The sequence below is a fragment of the Actinomyces dentalis DSM 19115 genome, assembly GCF_000429225.1.
Taxonomy (GTDB): domain Bacteria; phylum Actinomycetota; class Actinomycetes; order Actinomycetales; family Actinomycetaceae; genus Actinomyces; species Actinomyces dentalis.
Genome location: NZ_AUBL01000013.1, coordinates 47,372 through 65,905 on the forward strand (window position 1 = coordinate 47,372; position 18,534 = coordinate 65,905).

Sequence of the window (18,534 nt, forward strand, 5' to 3'; positions counted from 1 at the left end):
CGGGCGGCGTCCGGCCGGCCCGGGCGGCGGGTCCGATGACGCCGCCGTCGGGCGGAGCTCGCCCCGGGCCCTTCAGGTGCGCAGCGGGAAGCGCTGGGCGACGGACACGAAGCCGAAGGTCTGCGGCACGTGGTGGGACAGGGTGTACTCGAAGGGCGTGCCGCTCGCGTCGAAGCCGAGGGCCTCGACCACGCCCACGCACTCCAGGCCGCGCAGGTCCAGGTGCCGTCGGTCCAGCTCGTCGGCCGCCTCGATGGTCACGATGCGGCAGGAGGAGTGGGTGCGCACCCCCAGCTCGTTCTCCAGGTAGTCGTAGATGGAGGACACGGCGGCCTCGTCCGGGATGGAGGGCACGACGTCGGTGAGGAACCAGGAGCGGTCGACGATGACCGGGCGCCCGTCGAGCAGCCGCAGCCGCTGGATCGACAGCGCCCCGGCGCCCGCGGGCAGGCCCGAGACGGATGCCAGCGCGTCGTCCACGACCGTGCGCCGCGAGGACAGCAGGACGGTGCGCGGCGTCATACCCATGCGCTCGCTGGCCTCCGCGAAGGACTCGATATTGGACAGGAAGATGCGTGGGGAGGTGCGGGGCCGGTAGATCACCTGGACGCCGCGCCCCTGCATGGACTGCACATAGCCCTGGCTGGACAGGTGCCGCAGGGCCTTGCGCAGCGTGTTGCGCGTCACCCCGAACTCCGCGGTCAGCGCCTTCTCGGAGGGGAGGAACTGCCGGAAGGCGTACCGGCCGCCCTCGATGCGCGCGCGCAGGGCGATGTAGATCTCCGTGTACTTGGCCGCGGCCACGGCGCGTCACCTCCGGTCCGGGCGGTTTCGGGGCGCGCCGGCGGGGCGCAGGTGCAACCCTAGTCGGTGCCGTCGGCGGGCGTCGGGGGAGGGGGCCGTCGCGCGGGCGCGCCGGTGTGTCGAGGACGACGCCGCCCGCCGGGCCCCGGGCTGGCCCGGCGTCGTCGCGCCCGGCTAGAATCCGCAGCACCAGGCACTGACCCGGCCGGCGCCGCTGGACGCGGCACCGGGCATCACCGGCGAGCCTCTCGGAAGAACAGGCGCGCCGCGGGCCCGGCCCGCGGCGCCGCCCCACTAGACCCGGGCGGGAGGGGCCCGCACAGCCCCGCACGAGCGGTCGCGCACCGCCCGTCGCCGCGGTCCGCCGCGACGACGGCGCGCGGAGGCCCCTGCGGGTCTTCGCGGCGAGGCGCGGCAAGCGAGGTGGTACCGCGGTGCCGCCCGCCGCCGACCGGCGCGACCGGACGGGGGAGGGACCGGCGTCGTCCTCGTGGCAGGAAGACGTTTACGAGCAGCACGCGAGGCACCCCACCCATGGCCGACACCGCCGATAAGACCGCCGCCCGCACGGGCGAGTCCTTCTACCCCCTGCACCGGCCCGGGCGGGAGGTCGTCCCCTCGCCGTCCTTCCCCGCCATCGAGGAGGACGTCCTGGCCTACTGGAAGGCCGACGGGACTTTCCAGGCCTCCATCGACAACCGCGGCGAGCCCTGCGACGAGTTCGTCTTCTACGACGGCCCGCCCTTCGCCAACGGCCTGCCCCACTACGGGCACCTGCTGACCGGCTACGTCAAGGACGCCGTCGGGCGCTTCCAGACCCAGATGGGCAAGCGCGTGGAGCGCCGCTTCGGCTGGGACACCCACGGCCTGCCCGCCGAGCTGGAGGCCCAGCGCCTGCTCGGCATCGACGACGTCACCGAGATCACCCGCCCCGGCGGCATCGGCATTGAGAAGTTCAACGCCGAGTGCCGCTCCTCGGTGCTGCGCTACACCAAGGAGTGGGAGGACTACGTCACCCGCCAGGCCCGCTGGGTCGATTTCGCCGGCGACTACAAGACCCTCGACCCCACCTACATGGAGTCCGTCATCTGGGCCTTCAAGTCCCTGTACGACAAGGGCCTGGCCTACCAGGGCTACCGCGTCCTGCCCTACTGCTGGCACGACCGCACCCCCTTGAGCAACCACGAGCTCAAGATGGACGACGACATCTACGCCGACCGCCAGGACAACACCGTCACGGTGGGCCTGCGCCTGGAGGAGCCGCTGCGCGCCGGCGCCGAGCGCCCCGAGCTGGTCCTCATCTGGACGACGACGCCGTGGACGCTGCCCTCCAACGTGGCCATCGCCGTGGGGCCCGACGTCGAGTACGCGATCGTCCACGTCGATGAGGACCTCGACTCGCCGGTCGCCGGCCAGGACGTCGTCATCGCCGCCGACCTGGTGGGCTCCTACGCCCGCGAGCTCGGCGAGGACCCCGCCGTCCTCGCCCGGTGCAAGGGCTCCGACCTGGTGGGGCGGCGCTACCACCCGATCTTCGACTACTTCGACGACGCCGCCCACCGGGCCGAGGGCGCCGCCCCCGGACCGAACGCCTGGACCATCATCGCCGCCGACTTCGTCACCACCTCCGACGGAACCGGACTGGTGCACATGGCCTCGGCCTTCGGCGAGGACGACATGATCGCCTGCTCCGGGGCCGGCATCGAGACGATCGTTCCCGTCGACGAGGGCGGCGTGTTCACCGAGGAGGTGCGCGACTACGCCGGGCTGCAGGTCTTCGAGGCCAACAAGCCCATCGTGGCCGACCTGCGCGACTCCACCGGCCCGCTGGCCCGCCGCGACGCGGCCCGGCGCGCCGTCCTGGTGCGCCAGGCCTCCTACGTGCACTCCTACCCGCACTGCTGGCGCTGCCGCAGGCCGCTGATCTACAAGGCCGTCTCCTCCTGGTTCGTGCGGGTCACCGCCATCCGCGACCGCATGGTCGAGCTCAACCAGGACATCGACTGGTACCCCGGCCACATCAAGGACGGCATCTTCGGCAAGTGGCTGGCCGGGGCCCGCGACTGGTCCATCTCCCGCAACCGCTTCTGGGGGGCGCCCATCCCGGTGTGGCGCTCGGACGACCCGCGCTACCCGCGCGAGGACGTCTACGGCTCCTTCGCCGAACTCGAGCGCGACTTCGGGGTGAAGGTCACCGACCTGCACCGGCCCTTCATCGACGAGCTCGTGCGGCCCAACCCCGACGACCCCACGGGGCGCTCCATGATGCGGCGCATCCCCGACGTCCTGGACTGCTGGTTCGAGTCCGGCTCCATGCCCTTCGCCCAGGTCCACTACCCCTTCGAGAACGTCGAGTGGTTCGAGTCCCACAACCCCGGGGACTTCATCGTGGAGTACATCGGCCAGACCCGCGGCTGGTTCTACACCCTCCACGTGCTGGCCACCGCCCTGTTCGACCGGCCCGCCTTCACCTCCTGCGTCTCCCACGGCATCCTGCTGGGCAGCGACGGGGCGAAGATGAGCAAGTCGCTGCGCAACTACCCCGACGTCACCAGGGTCTTCAACCGCGACGGGGCCGACGCCATGCGCTGGTTCCTGCTGTCGAGCCCGGTCATGCGCGGGGGCGACCTCGTGGTGACCGATAGGGCCATCCGCGACACGGTGCGCCAGGTGCTGCTGCCGCTGTGGAACGTCTGGTACTTCTTCGCCCTGTACGCCGGACAGGCCCGCGACGGCGCCGGGTACGTCACCGGCGGCGTCGACCTGGACGATGCCGCCCTGTTCGGCAAGGGGGGGCGCCTGCACGTCATGGACCGCTACGTCCTGGCGCGCACCCGCGACCTGGCCGACACGGTGCGCGCCCAGATGAGCTCCTACGACATCACCGGGGCCACCGCCACGGTGCGCGAGTTCCTCGACGTGCTCACCAACTGGTACCTGCGCACCTCGCGGGGGCGGTTCACCTCCGGCTCCGCGCAGGTGTGCGAGCCGGCCTTCGACACCCTGGCCACGGTCCTGCGGGTCCTCATGGAGGTCATCGCCCCGCTGGCCCCGCTGGTCAGCGAGGAGATCTGGCGGGGGCTGACGGGGGGCCGCTCGGTGCACCTGACCGACTGGCCGGTGCTGCCCGCTCACGTGGCCGACCCGGGGCTCGTGGCCGCCATGGACGAGGCGCGCGACGCCGTCTCGGCGGCCCTGAGTCTGCGCAAGGCCGAGAAGCTGCGCGTGCGCCAGCCGCTGCGCTCGCTCACCGTGGCCACGGCCGAGCCGAGCGGGCTGGCGCCCTTCCGCCCCCTCATCGCCGGGGAGGTCAATGTCAAGGAGGTGCGGATCCTCGACGCCGCCGACGCCGGCTACGATGTGGTCCAGGAGCTCTCCCTCAACCCGCGGGCCTTCGACCCGGCCGTGCGCAGGCTCACCTCCAGACTGTTCGCCGCCGTCAAGGCGGGGGAGTGGGAGCTGACCGGGGACGGCGACGTGCGCTTCGAGGGCGTGCTGATGGACGACGGCGCGCCCGTGGTGCTCGAGGCCGAGGAGGGATCCTTCTCCCTGACCAGCCGCATCGAGGTCGACGACGAGTCCCTGTCGGCGACCATGCTGCCCTCGGGCGCCTTCGTGGTCCTGGACACCGCGCTGGACGAGGAGCTGGAGGCCGAGGGCTGGGCCCGCGACCTGATCCGCCTCGTGCAGGACGAGCGCAAGGCGGCGGGGCTGCACGTGGGCGACCGCATCGAGCTGACGCTCACGGTCCCGGCGGACAGGGGCGCGTGGACGGGGGCGCACCTGGATCTCATCAAGCGCGAGACCGGCTGCGCCGTCGCCGATGTCGTGGCCGACCCGGCGGCCGGCGGCCCCAGCGCCGCCGTCGTCAAGGCGGAGGGCTGAGCGCGGCGGGCGCTGGGGCGGACCTTCATATTCACGCCGCGAACTGCGCCAGCGCCCGTCGGATCACCTCCGAGCGCGTCACCCGCTCACGGGCGACGACGGCGTCGAGCGCTGCGATCTCGTCGGCGCTCAAACGCACCGCGACCACCTGCATGGGCTGCGCGCCGCGCCCCGGGCGCCCCCGGCCGCGACGCTTGAGGGCCTCGACGTCGTACCCGGCCTCCGCCTCGTCGGCCCACGCCCGGATCTGGGCCTCGCTGATCTCGTCCTCACGCACGAGAATATCGTAAACGAAAACAGGGCGGTTCGGGGGGATGCAGTTGAGGATGCAGTGCGGAGGACGAGGCGCTTCTCCTGGCGTCAGGTGGGGTACTCCAGCGCGATGAGGATCATGGTGTTGGAGTCGGCGCAGATGACGGCCTCCCTGAGGTGGGGTACTCCAGCGCAATGAGGATCATGAGGCTGGAGTCGGCGCAGACGACGACCTCCTTGACCTCGAAGTAGTGGCGCTGGGCGTTCGGGTCGTCTTGAATCATGTGCTCGACGTCGAGGATCTCCTTGGCCCTCTCCTTCGGGACGGCGGTGAAGACGTCGGCCTGGGGGACGTACTGGCGCAGGTCGGGGTGGATCCCCGGCAGCGGATCGGCCGCGCCGGTCGAGGCCTCGGCGAGGGCCCGGGCGCCGTCGGGCTCGAGCGTCGCGACCACGTGGGTCCAGATGGGGCGGTCCGGCGCGGGCAGGAGCTCGCGCTCCCGCTGCTGGTACTGCGCGACCCAGTGGGCGCTCGAGAAGCGGATTCCGGGCATCCGCCTCTCGAGCGGCTCCAGATCGGTTCTGATCTCCAGTTCCTTGGGAACGTACTCGGTGAATTCGGCGAAGCGCCTGTCCTGCTCCCGGGTCCGAGTCGACTCCCGCCGCCCGAGCCCCGGGAGCGGGGCGCAGCCGCCCAGCGCCAGGGCGGCGCCGGCGAGGACGCCCAGGCCGACGACGGCGCGCCGTCCGTATCCAGTCATGTTCACTCGACTCCTGGAGGATTGTTCGAAGGGCGGTGCGGATCCGCCGGGCTCCGGCGCCGCCTCGCGCACCGCGGCCACGTCCTTGAGGAGGAGCCGCTCGTCGTAGAGGCCGCCGACGACGCGGTCGCGCCAGTACAGGACGTACTCGCCCATCATGGGGCGCGTACGCGCGCCCGGGCCCAGGAGGCGGGCGAGGCGCTCCGCGGTCCGCGCAGTGGTGGCCATGCGGCGAGTCTATCCTGCCGCACGGCCGCGCCCGCCGTCCGCAGACGATGCGCCGGGCGCTCACCAGTCGAGTTCTTCGCGGGCGCCGTCGAGGCCGTCCGCGCGCGCCTCGCGGATGGAGCGGGTCAAGCCCGGGATAGAGGCGAGGCGGAGCGTCTCCTGGATGGCGCGCCAGTCGTCCTCGCCGACGAGGACGGCGTTGCCGCGCCGCCCGGTGATGGTCAACGGCTCGGACTCGTCGTTGACCTGATCGATGATGCGGTGGAGATGGGCGCGGGCGGCGGCTGCAGATATAGCGGACACAGCAAGAGCGTGCGTTAAAACGTACGTTATCGTCAAGGAAGATTATTCGGTGGGCCCTCTTCACCAGGAAGATCCCCGGATCGGCCGGGATCGGCGCGGTGACGGGGCCGGGCGGGCGTGGGGTGGTGCTGGTGGGGCTCCTGGGACTATCCGGGGCGGGGGCGTGTCCGAATCTGTTGCAAAGGCGCCCCGCGGCGGGATCGGCGGCGAGAAGAAGCGCGGAATATCAACGTTTCTCTTCCGGCGTTTCGGCCCGATCCGGGCCTTTGCAACAGATTTGGACAAACGGCGCCGTCGCGGGCCCCTGCGCGGACGGCGGTCCCGGCGATCACCCCGGCGCTCGGGCCAGCCCGGCCCCGACTGGGTGCCGAGACGTGCACTTTGCACTCGAGCGATGCATTTTGCCCTCGAGAGGTGCGGTTAGAAGTGCCCGCTCGAGTGCAAAATGCACGTCTCGAGAGCAGAATGCACATCTCGACAAGCACAGGGCCGACCCGCCCCCACCGCCCCGGGCGGATCCCGCCCGCGTCGCCCGCGTCGCCCGGGTCGCCCGGGTCGCCCCGGGATGACCGACCCGTCGATCCCATCGCGTCTGACGCCCTTCAGCACACCCGAAGGCGGCTCGAGCGGGTCATCGCGGTCGATCTTCCGCACCCTGCGCCCCCACCGTCACCCGGGCGCCCCGCCCGCGGGGCGTGAGGCACAGGCTCCGCACCCCGCGCCCCCCACCGTCACCCGACAACCCTCTGCATCACACCCGGCAAACGCACTCAGACGCCCGCTGAATAACCTTCAAGGGGCGGGACCGCCGAACGGGGATCCACCCGGGGTCTGCGCCTGCTCGCCGCCGGGGGACACTGGCCCTGTGAGAAGAGATCTGCTGCCCATCCCGATCCGGGTGCCGCGGGCGCGCCGCTCGCGGACACGACGACCATGGGCGCGCCGGTCGTGGATGGCGGCCGCGTACCTCGTCGCAGAGACGACGGCCGGCTGGCTCACCTGGCTGTTCGCGGGCACCGTCGTGCTGCTGCCGACGTGGGCGACCGCGTGGGCGAGCATCGAGCGCCGGCTGGTGGTGCTGGCGGGCCTTCCGCCGATCGCACCGCGAGCGGCAGGCCGGGCCGGTCGGCTGCGCGAGGTGGCCTTCGCCCTGGTCCTCGCGGTGGTGGCGATCCTGGGAACGGTTGCGGGGACGATTCTGCTCACCGCGGGGGAGGTGATGCTCATCGACCCGTTCAGGGCCCGGACCTCCGCGCCCGGCGGCCCGCCGGTCTCACCGCCGGGACGCGCCCTGACCCTCCTTATCGGCCTGATCGGCGCGTGCCTGGTCCCGCGGCTCGTCACCGGGGCGGCCTCGGGCCTGGCACGCCTGTCCACGGCGCTGCTCTCCCCGCGGCCGGAGCAGCTGAGCAGGCAGGTGGACGCCCTCGTCGACGGGGCCGTGGCGGCCGAGGACCGCCTCGTCCTGGAGCGCAGGCTCATGGAGCAGCGTCTGCACGACGGCGCCCAGTTGCACCTGAGTGCGGCCGGGTTTCGCCTCGGGCTCCTCGAGCTCCAACTCGCCGATGTCCAGGGGGCCGCCGGTGCGGCGGCGCGCCGGGCCCTCGGCGAGTTGCGCGAGCAGATCGACGCCGCCGCCGACGCGGTGCGGGAGGTCGCCCATGGTCTGTCCCCGAGGATTCTGAGCGAGCAGGGGCTGGGCCCCGCCCTGGAGGAGCTCACCGCGGGCCTGCCGGTCGAGACGGACGTGAGCTGGGAGGGCCGAACGGGCTCGGGAGCGCCGTCGCCCTCCGATGAGGCGTCCGAGGATCTGTACCTCATCGCCTCGGAGGCGATCACCAACGCCATGAAGCACTCCGGGTGCAGCCGTATCGAGGTGGACGTGGCCCGGCAGGACGACGTCGTGCAGCTGACGGTGCGCGATGACGGCGCGGGCGGGGCGGCCCCCACGGGACGGGGCATCTTGTCCATGGCGGCCCGCGCCCGCCGCCTGGGCGGTACCTTCGAGCTCGTCAGCCCCGACGGCGGGCCGACCACCGTCATGGTGCGCATCCCCTCAGGAGGACCGCGATGAGAATAGTCCTGGCCGAGGACGAGGCGCTTCTGCGCGAGGGCCTGGGCCTGTTGCTCGAGCGCGCCGGGCACGACGTCGTCGCCTGCGTCGCGACCGCCACCGAGCTGCTCGACGCGGTGAGACGCAGCGATCCGATGGACCCGCTCGACATTGTCATCACCGATGTGCGCATGCCCCCGGGCAGGACCGACGACGGGCTGCGCGCCGCCATCGAGCTGCGCCGCGACCGCCCGGGCCTGCCGATCCTGCTGCTGTCCCAGTACCTGGGCAACGAATATCTGCAGCGGCTCCTGGACTCCGCCGAGGACGACCCCCGCTCCGGCGGCGTCGGGTACCTGCTCAAGGACCGGGTGGCCCATGTGCACGAGTTCATTCGGGCGCTGGAGACCGTGGTCGGCGGCGGGGTGGTCGTCGACCGCAAGGTCATCACCGCGCTCATGCGCAGGCGCGAGGACCGCCTGGAGCGCCTGACGCCGCGGGAGCGGGAGGTGCTGCGCCACGTCTCGGCGGGGGAGACGAACCGCGCGATCGCGCAGGAGCTGCACCTGTCCGAGGGCGCGGTGGTCAAGCACGTCGGCGCCATCTTCGACAAGCTGGGCCTTTCGCAGCGCGAGGGCAACCGCCGGGTCCTCGCCGTGCTCGCCTTCCTCGACCGGCGCTGAGAGCATGCGCACGCCCGCGGCGCGCCTGGGAGGCGCCCGGTGGAGGAGGCGGGGCCCATGGGCGGGGACGCTCAGGCGGAGGCGCTCGGCGCGCTCCGCCCCGGGGCTCCGGGCGGCAGGGCCGGGAGCCGGGGCCGGAGGTGGGGATTCCCCCACCATGAGCGGGCCGGAAGACTCACTGCGCCCGCGGGGCCGGCGGACCGACACTGCGGCCATGACACCCATTGCGGCCGTCGAGGCCTATGCGCTGCGCAAATCCTTCCCGACGCCCGGCGGAGAGCCGATCGAGATCCTGCACGGCGTCTCCTGCGCGATCGGGGCCGGCGAGATGACGGCCCTGGTCGGGCCCAGCGGGTCGGGCAAGTCGACCACGCTGCTGTGCCTGGCGGGGCTGGAGCCCGCGACCTCGGGGCGGGTGGCCCTCATGGGGCGCGACCTGGCGGCGCTGTCCCCGGCGCGCGCGGCGGAGCTGTACCGCGATCGGGTCGGCTTCGTCTTCCAGGCCTACAACCTCGTGCCGTACCTGAGCGTGCGGGAGAACATCGCCGTCTCCGACGTCCTGGCGGGCAGGCGCCCCGACCGGGCGCGCGTGCGGGAGATCCTCGCCTCCCTGGGCCTGGGCGCCCGCGCGAACGCGGTGACGGCCACGCTCTCCGGCGGGGAGCAGCAGCGGGCGGCCCTGGGCCGGGTGCTCTATCGGCGCCCCCCGGTCGTGTTCGCCGACGAGCCGACGGGGGCGCTGGACACGCGGTCGGCGGCCTTCGTCCTGGCCGAGTTGCGGCGCCTGGCCGACGAGGGGGCCGCCGTCGTGCTCGTCACGCACGATCCGGGCGCCGCGGCGCTGGCGGACTCGGTGCTCGTCATGCGCGACGGGGCGATCATCGACCGGCGTCGCGGCGCCGCGCCCGATGAGCTGCTGGCCGCCATGAACCGGATGGGGGAGGCGGCATGACGCGCTATACGCTGCGCGCCCTCGCCGCCCAGTGGCGGATCTGGTCGGCAACGGTGGCGGTACTGGCCCTGGCGGCCGTGCTGGTCGATGTCTGCCTGACGCACCGGTTCGCCGTCACCCGACCCGAGGTCGTGGCCGCGGCGCGGGCCGTGGGCGTCGGACCGGCGGAGCTGGAGGCGAGCGGAACCTCGATCTACGTCTACTCGGCGTTCACGGCGATCCCGGTGGTGGCGATCGTCGGACGCTCCTGCGTCCAGGCCCTGCGCACGAACTGGGCCGGGTGGCGACTGGCGGGAGCCTCGCCCCGACAGGTGCTCGTCGGCGTCGTCACGACCGTCGCCGTGCTGGGGCTGGTGGCCTGCGCACCCGGGGTCCTGGTCGCTTCGGCGGTGGACCAGCCCTTCTCCTCGGTGCTCACCCGCATGGCGTCGGCGCGCATGGGGCGCATCGAGGTGGCCGCCACGCCGGCGGCCATCGCGCTCACCGTCGGCTCCGTCGTCGGCATTGCCGTGCTGGGGGCGATCGGGCCGGCGCTCGACGCCGTGCGCACCCCGGCGGTCGAGGCGGTCCGCGGCGCCCCGGCGCCCGCCCCCCGGCCCGGGCGGCGCATGGGCGCGGTCCGCTGGACCCTGACCGGGCTGTGGGCGCTCATCTGCGTCGGCCAGCTGCTGGTGGCCCTCCTGATCGAGCCCGGGGCGGGGGACGCCGGCGGACTGCCCGCCGGCGGCGGCCAGGCGATGATGGCCGCGCTGCTGCTCGCGGTCCTGGCCGTGCTGCTGGCGCCGGTGCTCGTCCCCGGGCTGCTGCGCGCCTGGTCGGCGCCCCTGGCCGCGCTGGGAGGGCCGTGGCTGCTCGCACGCCGCTCCGCGCTGTGGCGCTCCGCCCTGGCGGCCGGCGCCGTGGGGCTGCTGGCCCTGTCATTCTCCTTCACCGCGGCCCTCATGACGGTCCTCGGCACGGGGCGGGCGGTCATCGCCGCAGCGCACCTGCGCATCGATCTCAACCAGGTCGACACCCTGGTCATGGCGGCGATCCTCGGCGCGATGGCACTGCTGGGATCCGTCGCCGTCGTCGCCATGACCTCCCGCTCCAGGGAGCAGGAGGTGGCCGTCCTGCGCTGCGCCGGGACCACCATCGGCCGCCTCCGCGGCCAGGTCGTCATCGAGGCGGGCCTGTACGTCGGCACGGCCCTGATCATCTCCCTGGTCCCGCTCGTCGTGGTGACGATCGGCGAGGCGCTCTTCTACTCCAGGGCGGGCCTGCCGTTCCTGCCCAGCCCCGCCCTCGGGCCGCTCGGGCTCGTCGCCCTGGTCTCCTTCGCCGCTTTGGCCGTGGTGCTCTCCGCTCCCGTGCGCCGCGCCCGCCGGGCGCCGATCGGACCCGCGCTGGCCGCGCAGTGAGGGCGGAAGGCCGGTCGTGGCAGCCGCGGGCCCGATGCTCAGCGCTGGGCCTCCACCAGCTCGATGAGCTCCCCGACCCCCTCGTGGATGCCGAAGGGGCGGAAGGGGAAGGTCTCGACCTCCTCCAGGGTCGTCGACCCGGACAGGACGAGGTGGGTGCGCAGCCCGGCCTCGACGCCCGCCTGGATATCGGTGTCCATGCGGTCGCCGACCATGGCGGCGGCCTCGGAGTGGGCCCCGATCCTGTTCAGCCCCGCCCGGATCATGACGGGGTTGGGCTTGCCGACGAAGTAGGGGGTGCGGCCGGTCGCGGCCCGGATCATGGCGGCGACCGAGCCGGTGGCGGGCAGGGTGCCCTCGTCGGAGGGGCCGGTGACGTCCGGGTTGGTGGCGATGAATTTGGCCCCCGCCTCGATGAGGCGGATCGCCCTGGTCAGGGTGTTGAAGTCGTAGGTGCGCGTCTCGCCCAGGACGACGTACTCGGGGTCCTGATCGGTCATGACGTAGCCGGCCCCGTGGAGGGCGGTGGTCAGGCCGGCCTCCCCGATGACGTAGGCCGTGGAGGCGGGCGACTGCTGGCTCAGGAACGCGGCGGTGGCGTTCGCGGAGGTCCAGATGCGCTCCTCGGGGACGCTCAGCCCCGAGCGCCTCAGCCGCGCCGACAGGTCGCGGTTGGTGAAGATCGAGTTGTTCGTCAGGACGAGGAAGGGCATCTCCTTCCGCTTGAGGGCGTCGAGGAACTGCTGCGCCCCCGGCAGGGCGCGGTTCTCCTTGACCAGGACGCCGTCCATATCGGACAGCCACGCGGTGACCGGGGGCATCTCGTCGAGAGGCGTGTGGGCGTCGTCCATGGGGTTCTCCTCCGGGTGGCGGGTGAGCGGGGGCGCCGGGGCGCTCCCGCGGACCCATGGTGCCACCTCCGGGCGGGGGCCGCGCCTGCTCGCGGCCGGTCCGCATGCGCGCAGCGCCGTTGCACCCGGCCCCGGCTACGCTGGGGGCGTTCACCACGGTATGGCGAGCCACCTGGAGGCGCAGTGTTCGGACGACGCAAGCAACGACCCTCGTCATCCGACGCCGGGCGGGGCCGGGCGCCCGCTGCGCCCTCGCCTCGGGCGAGGGCGGACGCGATCGTCGCCATGGCGGCCGCCCGCCTCGAGGCCCGCGGCATTCCCACCGTCTGCGGCAGCGGCCAGTACGGCCCCGAGCTCCGGGGCGAGCTGGAGGGCGGGCCCTTCACCTACTACCTCGGCAACACCATTGATGAGCTGCTCGGCGTGGACGAGTCGCAGTGGGACGGCCTCCTGGATCGGCGCATAGCCGGGGTCCTGGCCACGGCGGCCCGTTCGCCCGACGTCTCCGCCGAGGAGTGGCGGGCCGCCCTCCGCACCCGGATCATCAACGCGAATTCGATCCCCGAGGAATTCGACACGGTGACGCGCCCCTTCTGCGGACCGCTGGTTCTGGCCCTGTACCTGCGGACGTCGGGCGGGGTCCGCCTCGTCGGCCGCGACGAGGACGCGCCGCTGGGCGTCGAGGAGATGTTCGAGATCGGCCAGGCGAACTCCGAGGCCGAGCCCTATGACGAGTTCGTGCAGATCGACGCCGAGGCGTGGGCCATTGCCTCCGGGAGCGTGTTCGCCGCGTCCCGGGCCGCGAATCTGGGCGGCCTCATCGGCCGCGAGGTGAAGGCGGCCCCCCGCGGCATGGTCTTCTCGATCCCGGGCGGCCGGCTCCTCGGATTCGCGCCCGTGGCCGACGACGATCCCCTGCGCGCCGTCAGGGCGATCGCCCAATTCCACGCGAACCAGACCGGCGGGGACGCCGAGGAGGTCCTCACCCGGGCCATCCATTACTGGGCGCCCGATGGGACGATCGAGGAGCTCGCGACCGCGACCGGGGACGGCGGGGCGGTGTCCGTGCGCTTCGCCCCGGGTGAGAGGTTCTCCGCGCTCCTTCCGCCGGAGACGCGAGAGCAGCTGCGGCGTCGGCCCCGATAAGCCGGGGAGGGCGCGAAGAACGGATTCGGGTGCCTCTCATTCGAGCCGATCACAGGCGTCACATACGTCTCGTCAGACCCGTGTTTCACTCGCCGGAGAAGGGTGCCGCGAGAAATGGTGTTTTGGGCGGATCGTTCCGCCCCCGCACCCGGTAACGGTTCCGTAAAACCGCGGAATCATGCGGAAGTCTCCGCGCGTATCCGGCGGGCCGACGCGAACGATCCTCCCGGGGCGCCAAAACCGGGCCCCACGGGGACACGCCGATCGGCGGAGCCCCGCCCCGCGGGTCGGACGGGAACCCCACCGGCCCATTCGCGCCGCAACGGACGCCCCATTAACCGCAATATTGAGAATCAGATCCCGGCTCGCCCGGGAGGGTCGCAGAAGATCGGGTGAATGCGGCATACGCTGGGCCGCCAGATGCCAGATGCCAGATGCGTCCACCCTGAGGAGATCACCGTGACCACTCTGCCGCGCCAGCACGAAGGCTTCCTCGCCGTCGGAGGATCCACCGTCGTGATCGACGTCGGCGGTCTCCGCTTCGTCAGCGACCCCACCTTCGACAACCCGACCGACTACGGCGGGCTGCGCAGGACCCGGGGCCCGGCCATCGCGGCCGCCGACGTGGCGGATGCGGACGTGGTGCTCGTCAGCCACGCCGACCACATCGACAACCTGGACGCGTCGGGGCGGGCCTTCGCCCTGCGCGCGCCCCGCCTGCTGACCAACCCCGGCTCGGCCCGCCTCCTCGACCACGGGGCGGTGGGCCTCGCCCCGTGGAGCACGATCCACGTCGCCGAGGATGTGACCGTCACGGCCGTGCCCGCGGTGCACGGGCCCGTCGACGGCGAGCCCGACGAGCACGGCTTCGTCAACTGCGAGGTGACCGGCTTCGTCATCCAGGCCCCGGACAGCACGATCTACCTCAGCGGGGACAACACCTGCCTGGCCGCGGTGGCCCGGGTCGCCAAGCGGTTCGGCCACCCCGACCACGCCGTGCTCCACGCCGGCCGGGCCACGGTCCCGGGCAGGTTCGACGGGCGCCCCCTCACCCTCTCGGCGGAGCGGGCCTCGGCGGCGGCCGGCATCCTGGGCTCGCCGCACGTCCTCGTCGTCCACCAGACCTGCTGGGACCACTTCCTCGACGGCCCCGAGGAGACCCTCACCGCATTCGCGGACGCGGGGCTCTCCTCCTGCCTGGACATGACCCCGCCCGGGGAGTGGAGCATAGCGGAGTCGTGGGCGAGGGACGAGGAGGATGCCTCGTCGCTCCTGTCGGACTGGTCCTGCTCGGCCTGACGGGTTCGAGCCGGCGCCATTCCCGCTCGATCCCCTGGGAGCCGATCGCCGTCACGGCGTCTCCAGCCTCCAGGACGCCGCGGACCAGGACGTGAAGAGCTCGATGCGGCCGCCGTCGTCGAGGCGCAGGTCGAGGTCGGCCACCTGCCCGACGGGGCTGACCACCGCCCGCACCGCGCGCCGCCCCACCAGGGGGGCGAGGTCCTCGTCGCCGCGGCACTCGAAGCCCGACGTCATCATGCGTCCGGCCCCGTCGACGACGCGCCACGCGCACAGCGCCCTCAGCGCCCAGCCCGGGCCGGCGACTTCCAGGTGAGTCCAGTTCGTCTCGATGTCCTCGGCCCACGGCGCGAGGCGGGCGGGCAGGCGGCCGCCGAAGCAGTCGGCGGCGCCGGGGCGCACCCGGGCCGAGGCGATCGGCAGCGACAGGGGCAGGTCGGCGGGGACGGGGCGCTCGCCGCTCAGGACCGCGCCGTGGGGCCCGGGTCCGGCATCGCCGTCGGTGCGCGGGCTCACCAGATCGCCCCGTCCATGGTCAGCGTCCACGGCTCGTAGGACGCGCAGTCCGAGAAGCACTGCACGCGGCCGCCGTCGTCGAGGCGCAGGTCGAGGTCGGCGATATCGGCGCGGAACCTCGGCACGATCCCCACCACGCTCCGGCCGACCAGCGGTCTGAGTAGGTCCGTCGCCGCATCGGACCCGATCAGGGCGGCGCGGACGTCGGAGAACCAGACGGTCCCGTCCGGGGCGAGTGCGCGAACGGGGCACAGGGTTGCGAACCCCCAGTCCCCGCCGGCCAGGATCAGCTGGAGGCTCACGTTGTAGAGCGCCTCCTCGATGCGGTGCGGCCCGACGCCGGCCGCCCACCGCTCGAACGCGTCCATCCACTCCATGGGGCCTCCTCATCCCGGGGCCGACGGCGGATCATCAGGGTAGTCGACGGCCTGCTCGGCGGAACCCCGGTCAGGGCTCGTCGGCGAGGTTGCCGGCGAGCCAGGCATTGTGGTCGCCGGGCCCGGGCCCCTCCAGGTCGAGGACGCCGTCCACACTCAGATGCCAGGGGTCGCCGTCGTAATCAGCCCCGATGGACAGGAGGCGGCCGTCGTCGAGGGTGAAGACGGGGTTGTAGGCGTCCTCGGGGCACTCGACCCCGGCCAGGGCTCTGCCCGCCAGGCGGGCGAGGACGGCGCGGACCGCCTCGTCGGGGTCCTGGTCGCGGGCCAGGACGACGCCCGCAGGGTCGGCCAGGGTCCAGTCGCACAGCAGGTCGAGCCTCCAGCCGGCGCCGCAGACGAAGGTGCGCCCGTAGGGGTCCCGGCCGGCCCTGGTGATGGTCAGGGGCAGGACGGCGCGCAGGGCGGTGCCGTCGTGGATGCTCCAGTCGTTGGTGGTCATGGGTTGCGTCCGAGGGTTTTCCAGGCGGCGGGGCCCCAGCCGCGTTCGGCCTGGGCCCGGGCGTAGGTCCAGGTGCGCGCCCGGGAGCTGTTCTTCCAGCGCCAGTGGACGAGGTAGGAGGGGCCGGTGTAGAAGTCGTCGTTGAAGGCGTCCACGCCCAGGGCGGCGCAGTAGTCGGCGAGCATGCGGGGCGTGAGCCGGTCGGTCAGGCGCCGGGCGGTGTAGGCGGTGGTGTCCTCGAAGGGCAGGGGGTCGCCGTACTGGTTGAAGGACCAGCGGCGCCCGGAATCGCGCTGGAGCTCTATACTCCGATATCCGCGACCGAATTGGGCGGTGGGGTCGGGCCATTCGATGACGAAGTGGCGGGCTCCCAGTCGTTCCAGGTTCGGGGCGTCCCGGGGCGGGTAGACGTTGGGTTCGGCGACGATGTAGAAGCCGCGGACGCCCAGCAGGTCGACCATCCGGGAGACCACGCCCGAGGGGTCGGGCACAATGTCATTGTCCATGACGGCGCTCCAGGGGGAGGCGGTGCCCACCACCAGGACCTTCGTACGGCCGCTCACCAGTGCCCCCATGCGGGTCAGGCCCGCCTCCAGGCCGCCCGGGATCTCGTCGACGCCCGTGCCGTCTCCCAGGGAGCGGATCCAGCCGGCCGTCGCCCCGGCCACGTCCCCCGGCGCCGCCGCCACGAAACCGATCTTCCTGGTGGTCGGCTCGAAGCGCGCCCCCAGACGCACAAAACCCATCTCATCCACCACTACCCACATCCTTCTTCTAATTTAGCACAGTCTCATGCGAGCCGGGGATATTATTGCTTTCGAATGAGCTGTGCGGGAGCGTCGTCGAATCGGGCGACGGCGATTATGCGCCCATCGCGTTCGAGGTGGAACTGGTCGCCGGGGCGCAGCCTGGTCAAGCGGTGGGCGCCGGAGAGGAAATGGAGGCGAGCTCGCGACACGGGCTCGGATGCCGACGCGGGCTCAATCATCTCGAGGATGACCCGGTGGCGCAGGTCCGTCTCGACCACGTCCCGGGGCGCCGGCCAGAAGCTGCCGCCGAAGAAGGAGGCGATGACTGTGAAGGAGCCGGTCGTGGGCGGATGGTCGAGGCCCCCGGTCTCCGGGGAGAGCCAATTGATCGTGGCCGCGGCGATGACCTCCCGGGTCTGATCGGGTGGTGAGACGGGGGGTTGGCCGGGGCGTGAGAGCGGTGATGGCTGTGATGCGTCGGCGGGTCCGAGGACCTCCTTGATCCGGCTGACGGCCACGATCTGCCTGCCGCCCCGGTGGATGGCGACTTGACGATCCGCCTCGAGCAGTGGGAGGACGGCGCGGCGCGCAATGAAGTCCAGTTTGGATTCCCAGACGTAAGCGGTGATCAGATCGACGGGATCGATGATCACCGTAGTGCCCCAGTTCATATCAATATGCTCGGGGCGGTAGTGGCGCATCTCCTCCCATGGGAAAACAATTTCGACGGCGACGGGCCAGCCGGGAGGGCCGGTTCGGTTCCCGCCGGCCTCCGGCCGGATCCACTCGATCACCGCGATCGCCGCGGGATCGTCAACCGGCATCGCCATGAAGACTCCTCTCCTCCACCCGCACCGCGGGCTCTATGATCGAGATTCCCGGACGTGGATTCCATTCATTGAGCCTTTCTCATCGGGGTTCGTGCTGGAGTGTGATGATGAGGGCCGCGGGGCGGAGTGCGGGAAGATGCGCGCCGGCCGCCTTTCCGAGTCGCCGGACCACGCCGCCCACAGGTCCGCCCGCGCCCGCGGTGAGACGGGCGGGGCCAATGGGGCGGAAGGGGCGAGTGGGACGGCGGCTCCATGCACGGCGATACCCGCGTGCCCGTCCGCGTCCGCGTCTGCTGCGCCCCTTTCCCTCTGCTACGCCTCTTGACCCTCCACTGTACGAGAAGAAGAGGCGCAGCAGAGGGTGAAGGAGCGCAGCAGACGGAAAAAGGCGCAGCAGACGCGAAGGCGTGCCGCAGACGACCCGGCGCGGTCCCCCGCGCTCCCGTCCGACCCGGAGCATCCGCCCACGGGACCGGGTTCGTGGCGACCGCCGGCGCCCTCGTCGACGACATCGCACAGACGCCCCATGCCGCTCCCCATGCCGCTCCAGCTGGATCCGGATCCGGCCGCCCCCGGTCGTCCGGCCGGAACCGGTTCGGAGCACGCAGTGCGCCACCGCCTCGACGGCCGCCCCCGGCCGCCCTGCCGGAACAGCCCCGGCGGGCGCGACCGATCCCACGTGGTCCCACTCACCGCGGCGGCCGGGCGGTGGCTTGGGAGGGGCTCGACGGGGGTGATTCCTCTCACCGCTACGGCGACGACCGGCATGACGCTCGTCTCCTCCAGGACGGTCCCGCCCCCGTCGTCCGGCGCCGGTCGCGGCCGGCTCTCCGGTACGGATCCTGCGCAAAGACCCCGGGGGAGGGCGGGCGGACCCCGGAGCCGGCCCCCGCGCCGGAGGGTCAGGCAACCGGGCAGCCTCGTGATGTCGTTGCTGGTATGT

At 72.5% G+C, this 18,534-nt stretch carries 17 protein-coding genes; 7 read left to right on the forward strand and 10 right to left on the reverse strand.

The annotated features are described in order from the left end of the window. Nucleotides 1-72 precede the first annotated feature (72 nt). Nucleotides 73-804 (reverse strand): GntR family transcriptional regulator, encoded by a 732-nt coding sequence (locus G446_RS0104445; protein ID WP_026409233.1) that lies wholly within the window; start codon nucleotides 802-804, stop codon nucleotides 73-75. Nucleotides 805-1,338: 534 nt separating this feature from the next. Here G446_RS0104445 and ileS point away from each other — a divergent pair. Beyond that, a complete protein-coding gene (gene ileS, locus G446_RS0104450) occupies nucleotides 1,339-4,689 on the forward strand; it encodes an isoleucine--tRNA ligase (protein ID WP_026409234.1) in 3,351 nt (1,116 codons plus the stop codon). A 31-nt stretch (nucleotides 4,690-4,720) separates the two neighbouring features. Here the strand turns inward: ileS and G446_RS0104455 are convergent, their stop codons facing one another. The 3 genes from G446_RS0104455 to G446_RS0104465 form a co-directional block, all read right to left on the reverse strand. Continuing rightward, nucleotides 4,721-4,966 carry a ribbon-helix-helix protein, CopG family gene (locus G446_RS0104455; RefSeq protein ID WP_026409235.1) on the reverse strand — a complete coding sequence of 82 codons (246 nt, stop codon included), beginning with the start codon at nucleotides 4,964-4,966 and terminating at the stop codon, nucleotides 4,721-4,723. 112 nt (nucleotides 4,967-5,078) lie between these two features. Continuing rightward, nucleotides 5,079-5,930 carry a hypothetical protein gene (locus tag G446_RS15965; protein WP_245574583.1) on the reverse strand — a complete coding sequence of 284 codons (852 nt, stop codon included), beginning with the start codon at nucleotides 5,928-5,930 and terminating at the stop codon, nucleotides 5,079-5,081. A gap of 60 nt (nucleotides 5,931-5,990) precedes the next feature. Further along, complete coding sequence (locus G446_RS0104465; RefSeq protein WP_026409236.1) at nucleotides 5,991-6,233, reverse strand: type II toxin-antitoxin system Phd/YefM family antitoxin; 243 nt, start codon at nucleotides 6,231-6,233, stop codon at nucleotides 5,991-5,993. A gap of 865 nt (nucleotides 6,234-7,098) precedes the next feature. Here G446_RS0104465 and G446_RS0104470 point away from each other — a divergent pair. The 4 genes from G446_RS0104470 (at nucleotide 7,099) to G446_RS0104485 (ending at nucleotide 11,321) form a co-directional block, all read left to right on the forward strand. Beyond that, entirely contained in the window at nucleotides 7,099-8,307 is a 1,209-nt protein-coding gene (locus tag G446_RS0104470) for a sensor histidine kinase (RefSeq protein ID WP_169721271.1), read from the forward strand. Next, a complete protein-coding gene (locus tag G446_RS0104475) occupies nucleotides 8,304-8,969 on the forward strand; it encodes a LuxR C-terminal-related transcriptional regulator (RefSeq protein WP_026409238.1) in 666 nt (221 codons plus the stop codon). Before G446_RS0104470 ends, G446_RS0104475 begins: the two co-directional genes overlap by 4 nt. A 214-nt stretch (nucleotides 8,970-9,183) precedes the next feature. Further along, a complete protein-coding gene (locus G446_RS0104480; RefSeq protein WP_026409239.1) occupies nucleotides 9,184-9,921 on the forward strand; it encodes an ABC transporter ATP-binding protein in 738 nt (245 codons plus the stop codon). Continuing rightward, nucleotides 9,918-11,321 carry an FtsX-like permease family protein gene (locus G446_RS0104485; RefSeq protein WP_026409240.1) on the forward strand — a complete coding sequence of 468 codons (1,404 nt, stop codon included), beginning with the start codon at nucleotides 9,918-9,920 and terminating at the stop codon, nucleotides 11,319-11,321. The genes G446_RS0104480 and G446_RS0104485 overlap by 4 nt, the downstream gene beginning before the upstream one ends. 38 nt (nucleotides 11,322-11,359) lie before the next feature. Here G446_RS0104485 and G446_RS0104490 read toward each other — a convergent pair whose 3' ends face one another. Continuing rightward, nucleotides 11,360-12,172 carry an HAD-IIA family hydrolase gene (locus G446_RS0104490; protein WP_026409241.1) on the reverse strand — a complete coding sequence of 271 codons (813 nt, stop codon included), beginning with the start codon at nucleotides 12,170-12,172 and terminating at the stop codon, nucleotides 11,360-11,362. Between the two features lie 285 nt (nucleotides 12,173-12,457). Between G446_RS0104490 and G446_RS0104495 the strand changes: the two genes are divergently transcribed. Beyond that, the gene (locus tag G446_RS0104495) at nucleotides 12,458-13,318 is read left to right on the forward strand and encodes a hypothetical protein (RefSeq protein ID WP_026409242.1); all 861 of its coding nucleotides are present in this window, start codon (nucleotides 12,458-12,460) and stop codon (nucleotides 13,316-13,318) included. Between the two features lie 459 nt (nucleotides 13,319-13,777). Next, nucleotides 13,778-14,617 carry an MBL fold metallo-hydrolase gene (locus tag G446_RS15970; RefSeq protein WP_211228241.1) on the forward strand — a complete coding sequence of 280 codons (840 nt, stop codon included), beginning with the start codon at nucleotides 13,778-13,780 and terminating at the stop codon, nucleotides 14,615-14,617. Nucleotides 14,618-14,668: 51 nt separating this feature from the next. Here the strand turns inward: G446_RS15970 and G446_RS0104505 are convergent, their stop codons facing one another. The 5 genes from G446_RS0104505 to G446_RS0104525 form a co-directional block, all read right to left on the reverse strand. Beyond that, a complete protein-coding gene (locus tag G446_RS0104505; protein WP_026409243.1) occupies nucleotides 14,669-15,133 on the reverse strand; it encodes a hypothetical protein in 465 nt (154 codons plus the stop codon). After that, a complete protein-coding gene (locus tag G446_RS0104510) occupies nucleotides 15,130-15,510 on the reverse strand; it encodes a hypothetical protein (RefSeq protein WP_026409244.1) in 381 nt (126 codons plus the stop codon). The genes G446_RS0104505 and G446_RS0104510 overlap by 4 nt, the downstream gene beginning before the upstream one ends. A 70-nt stretch (nucleotides 15,511-15,580) precedes the next feature. After that, the gene (locus tag G446_RS0104515; protein WP_026409245.1) at nucleotides 15,581-16,012 is read right to left on the reverse strand and encodes a hypothetical protein; all 432 of its coding nucleotides are present in this window, start codon (nucleotides 16,010-16,012) and stop codon (nucleotides 15,581-15,583) included. After that, nucleotides 16,009-16,770, reverse strand: coding sequence for a hypothetical protein (locus tag G446_RS0104520; RefSeq protein WP_156916519.1), 762 nt, complete (start codon nucleotides 16,768-16,770; stop codon nucleotides 16,009-16,011). The genes G446_RS0104515 and G446_RS0104520 overlap by 4 nt, the downstream gene beginning before the upstream one ends. Nucleotides 16,771-16,820: 50 nt before the next feature. Further along, nucleotides 16,821-17,591 (reverse strand): hypothetical protein, encoded by a 771-nt coding sequence (locus G446_RS0104525; RefSeq protein WP_026409247.1) that lies wholly within the window; start codon nucleotides 17,589-17,591, stop codon nucleotides 16,821-16,823. Nucleotides 17,592-18,534: the final 943 nt, after the last annotated feature.

Bases quoted from the DNA above. Each gene is read 5' to 3' on its own strand.
- G446_RS0104515 (WP_026409245.1), bottom strand. From the start codon at position 16,012: ATGACCACCAACGACTGGAGCATCCACGACGGCACCGCCCTGCGCGCC.
- G446_RS0104490 (WP_026409241.1), bottom strand. From the start codon at position 12,172: ATGGACGACGCCCACACGCCTCTCGACGAGATGCCCCCGGTCACCGCG.
- G446_RS15965 (WP_245574583.1), bottom strand. From the start codon at position 5,930: ATGGCCACCACTGCGCGGACCGCGGAGCGCCTCGCCCGCCTCCTGGGC.
- G446_RS0104510 (WP_026409244.1), bottom strand. From the start codon at position 15,510: ATGGAGTGGATGGACGCGTTCGAGCGGTGGGCGGCCGGCGTCGGGCCG.
- G446_RS0104475 (WP_026409238.1), top strand. From the start codon at position 8,304: ATGAGAATAGTCCTGGCCGAGGACGAGGCGCTTCTGCGCGAGGGCCTG.
- G446_RS0104495 (WP_026409242.1), top strand. From the start codon at position 12,458: ATGGCGGCCGCCCGCCTCGAGGCCCGCGGCATTCCCACCGTCTGCGGC.
- G446_RS0104525 (WP_026409247.1), bottom strand. From the start codon at position 17,591: ATGGCGATGCCGGTTGACGATCCCGCGGCGATCGCGGTGATCGAGTGG.
- ileS (WP_026409234.1), top strand. From the start codon at position 1,339: ATGGCCGACACCGCCGATAAGACCGCCGCCCGCACGGGCGAGTCCTTC.
- G446_RS0104485 (WP_026409240.1), top strand. From the start codon at position 9,918: ATGACGCGCTATACGCTGCGCGCCCTCGCCGCCCAGTGGCGGATCTGG.
- G446_RS0104480 (WP_026409239.1), top strand. From the start codon at position 9,184: ATGACACCCATTGCGGCCGTCGAGGCCTATGCGCTGCGCAAATCCTTC.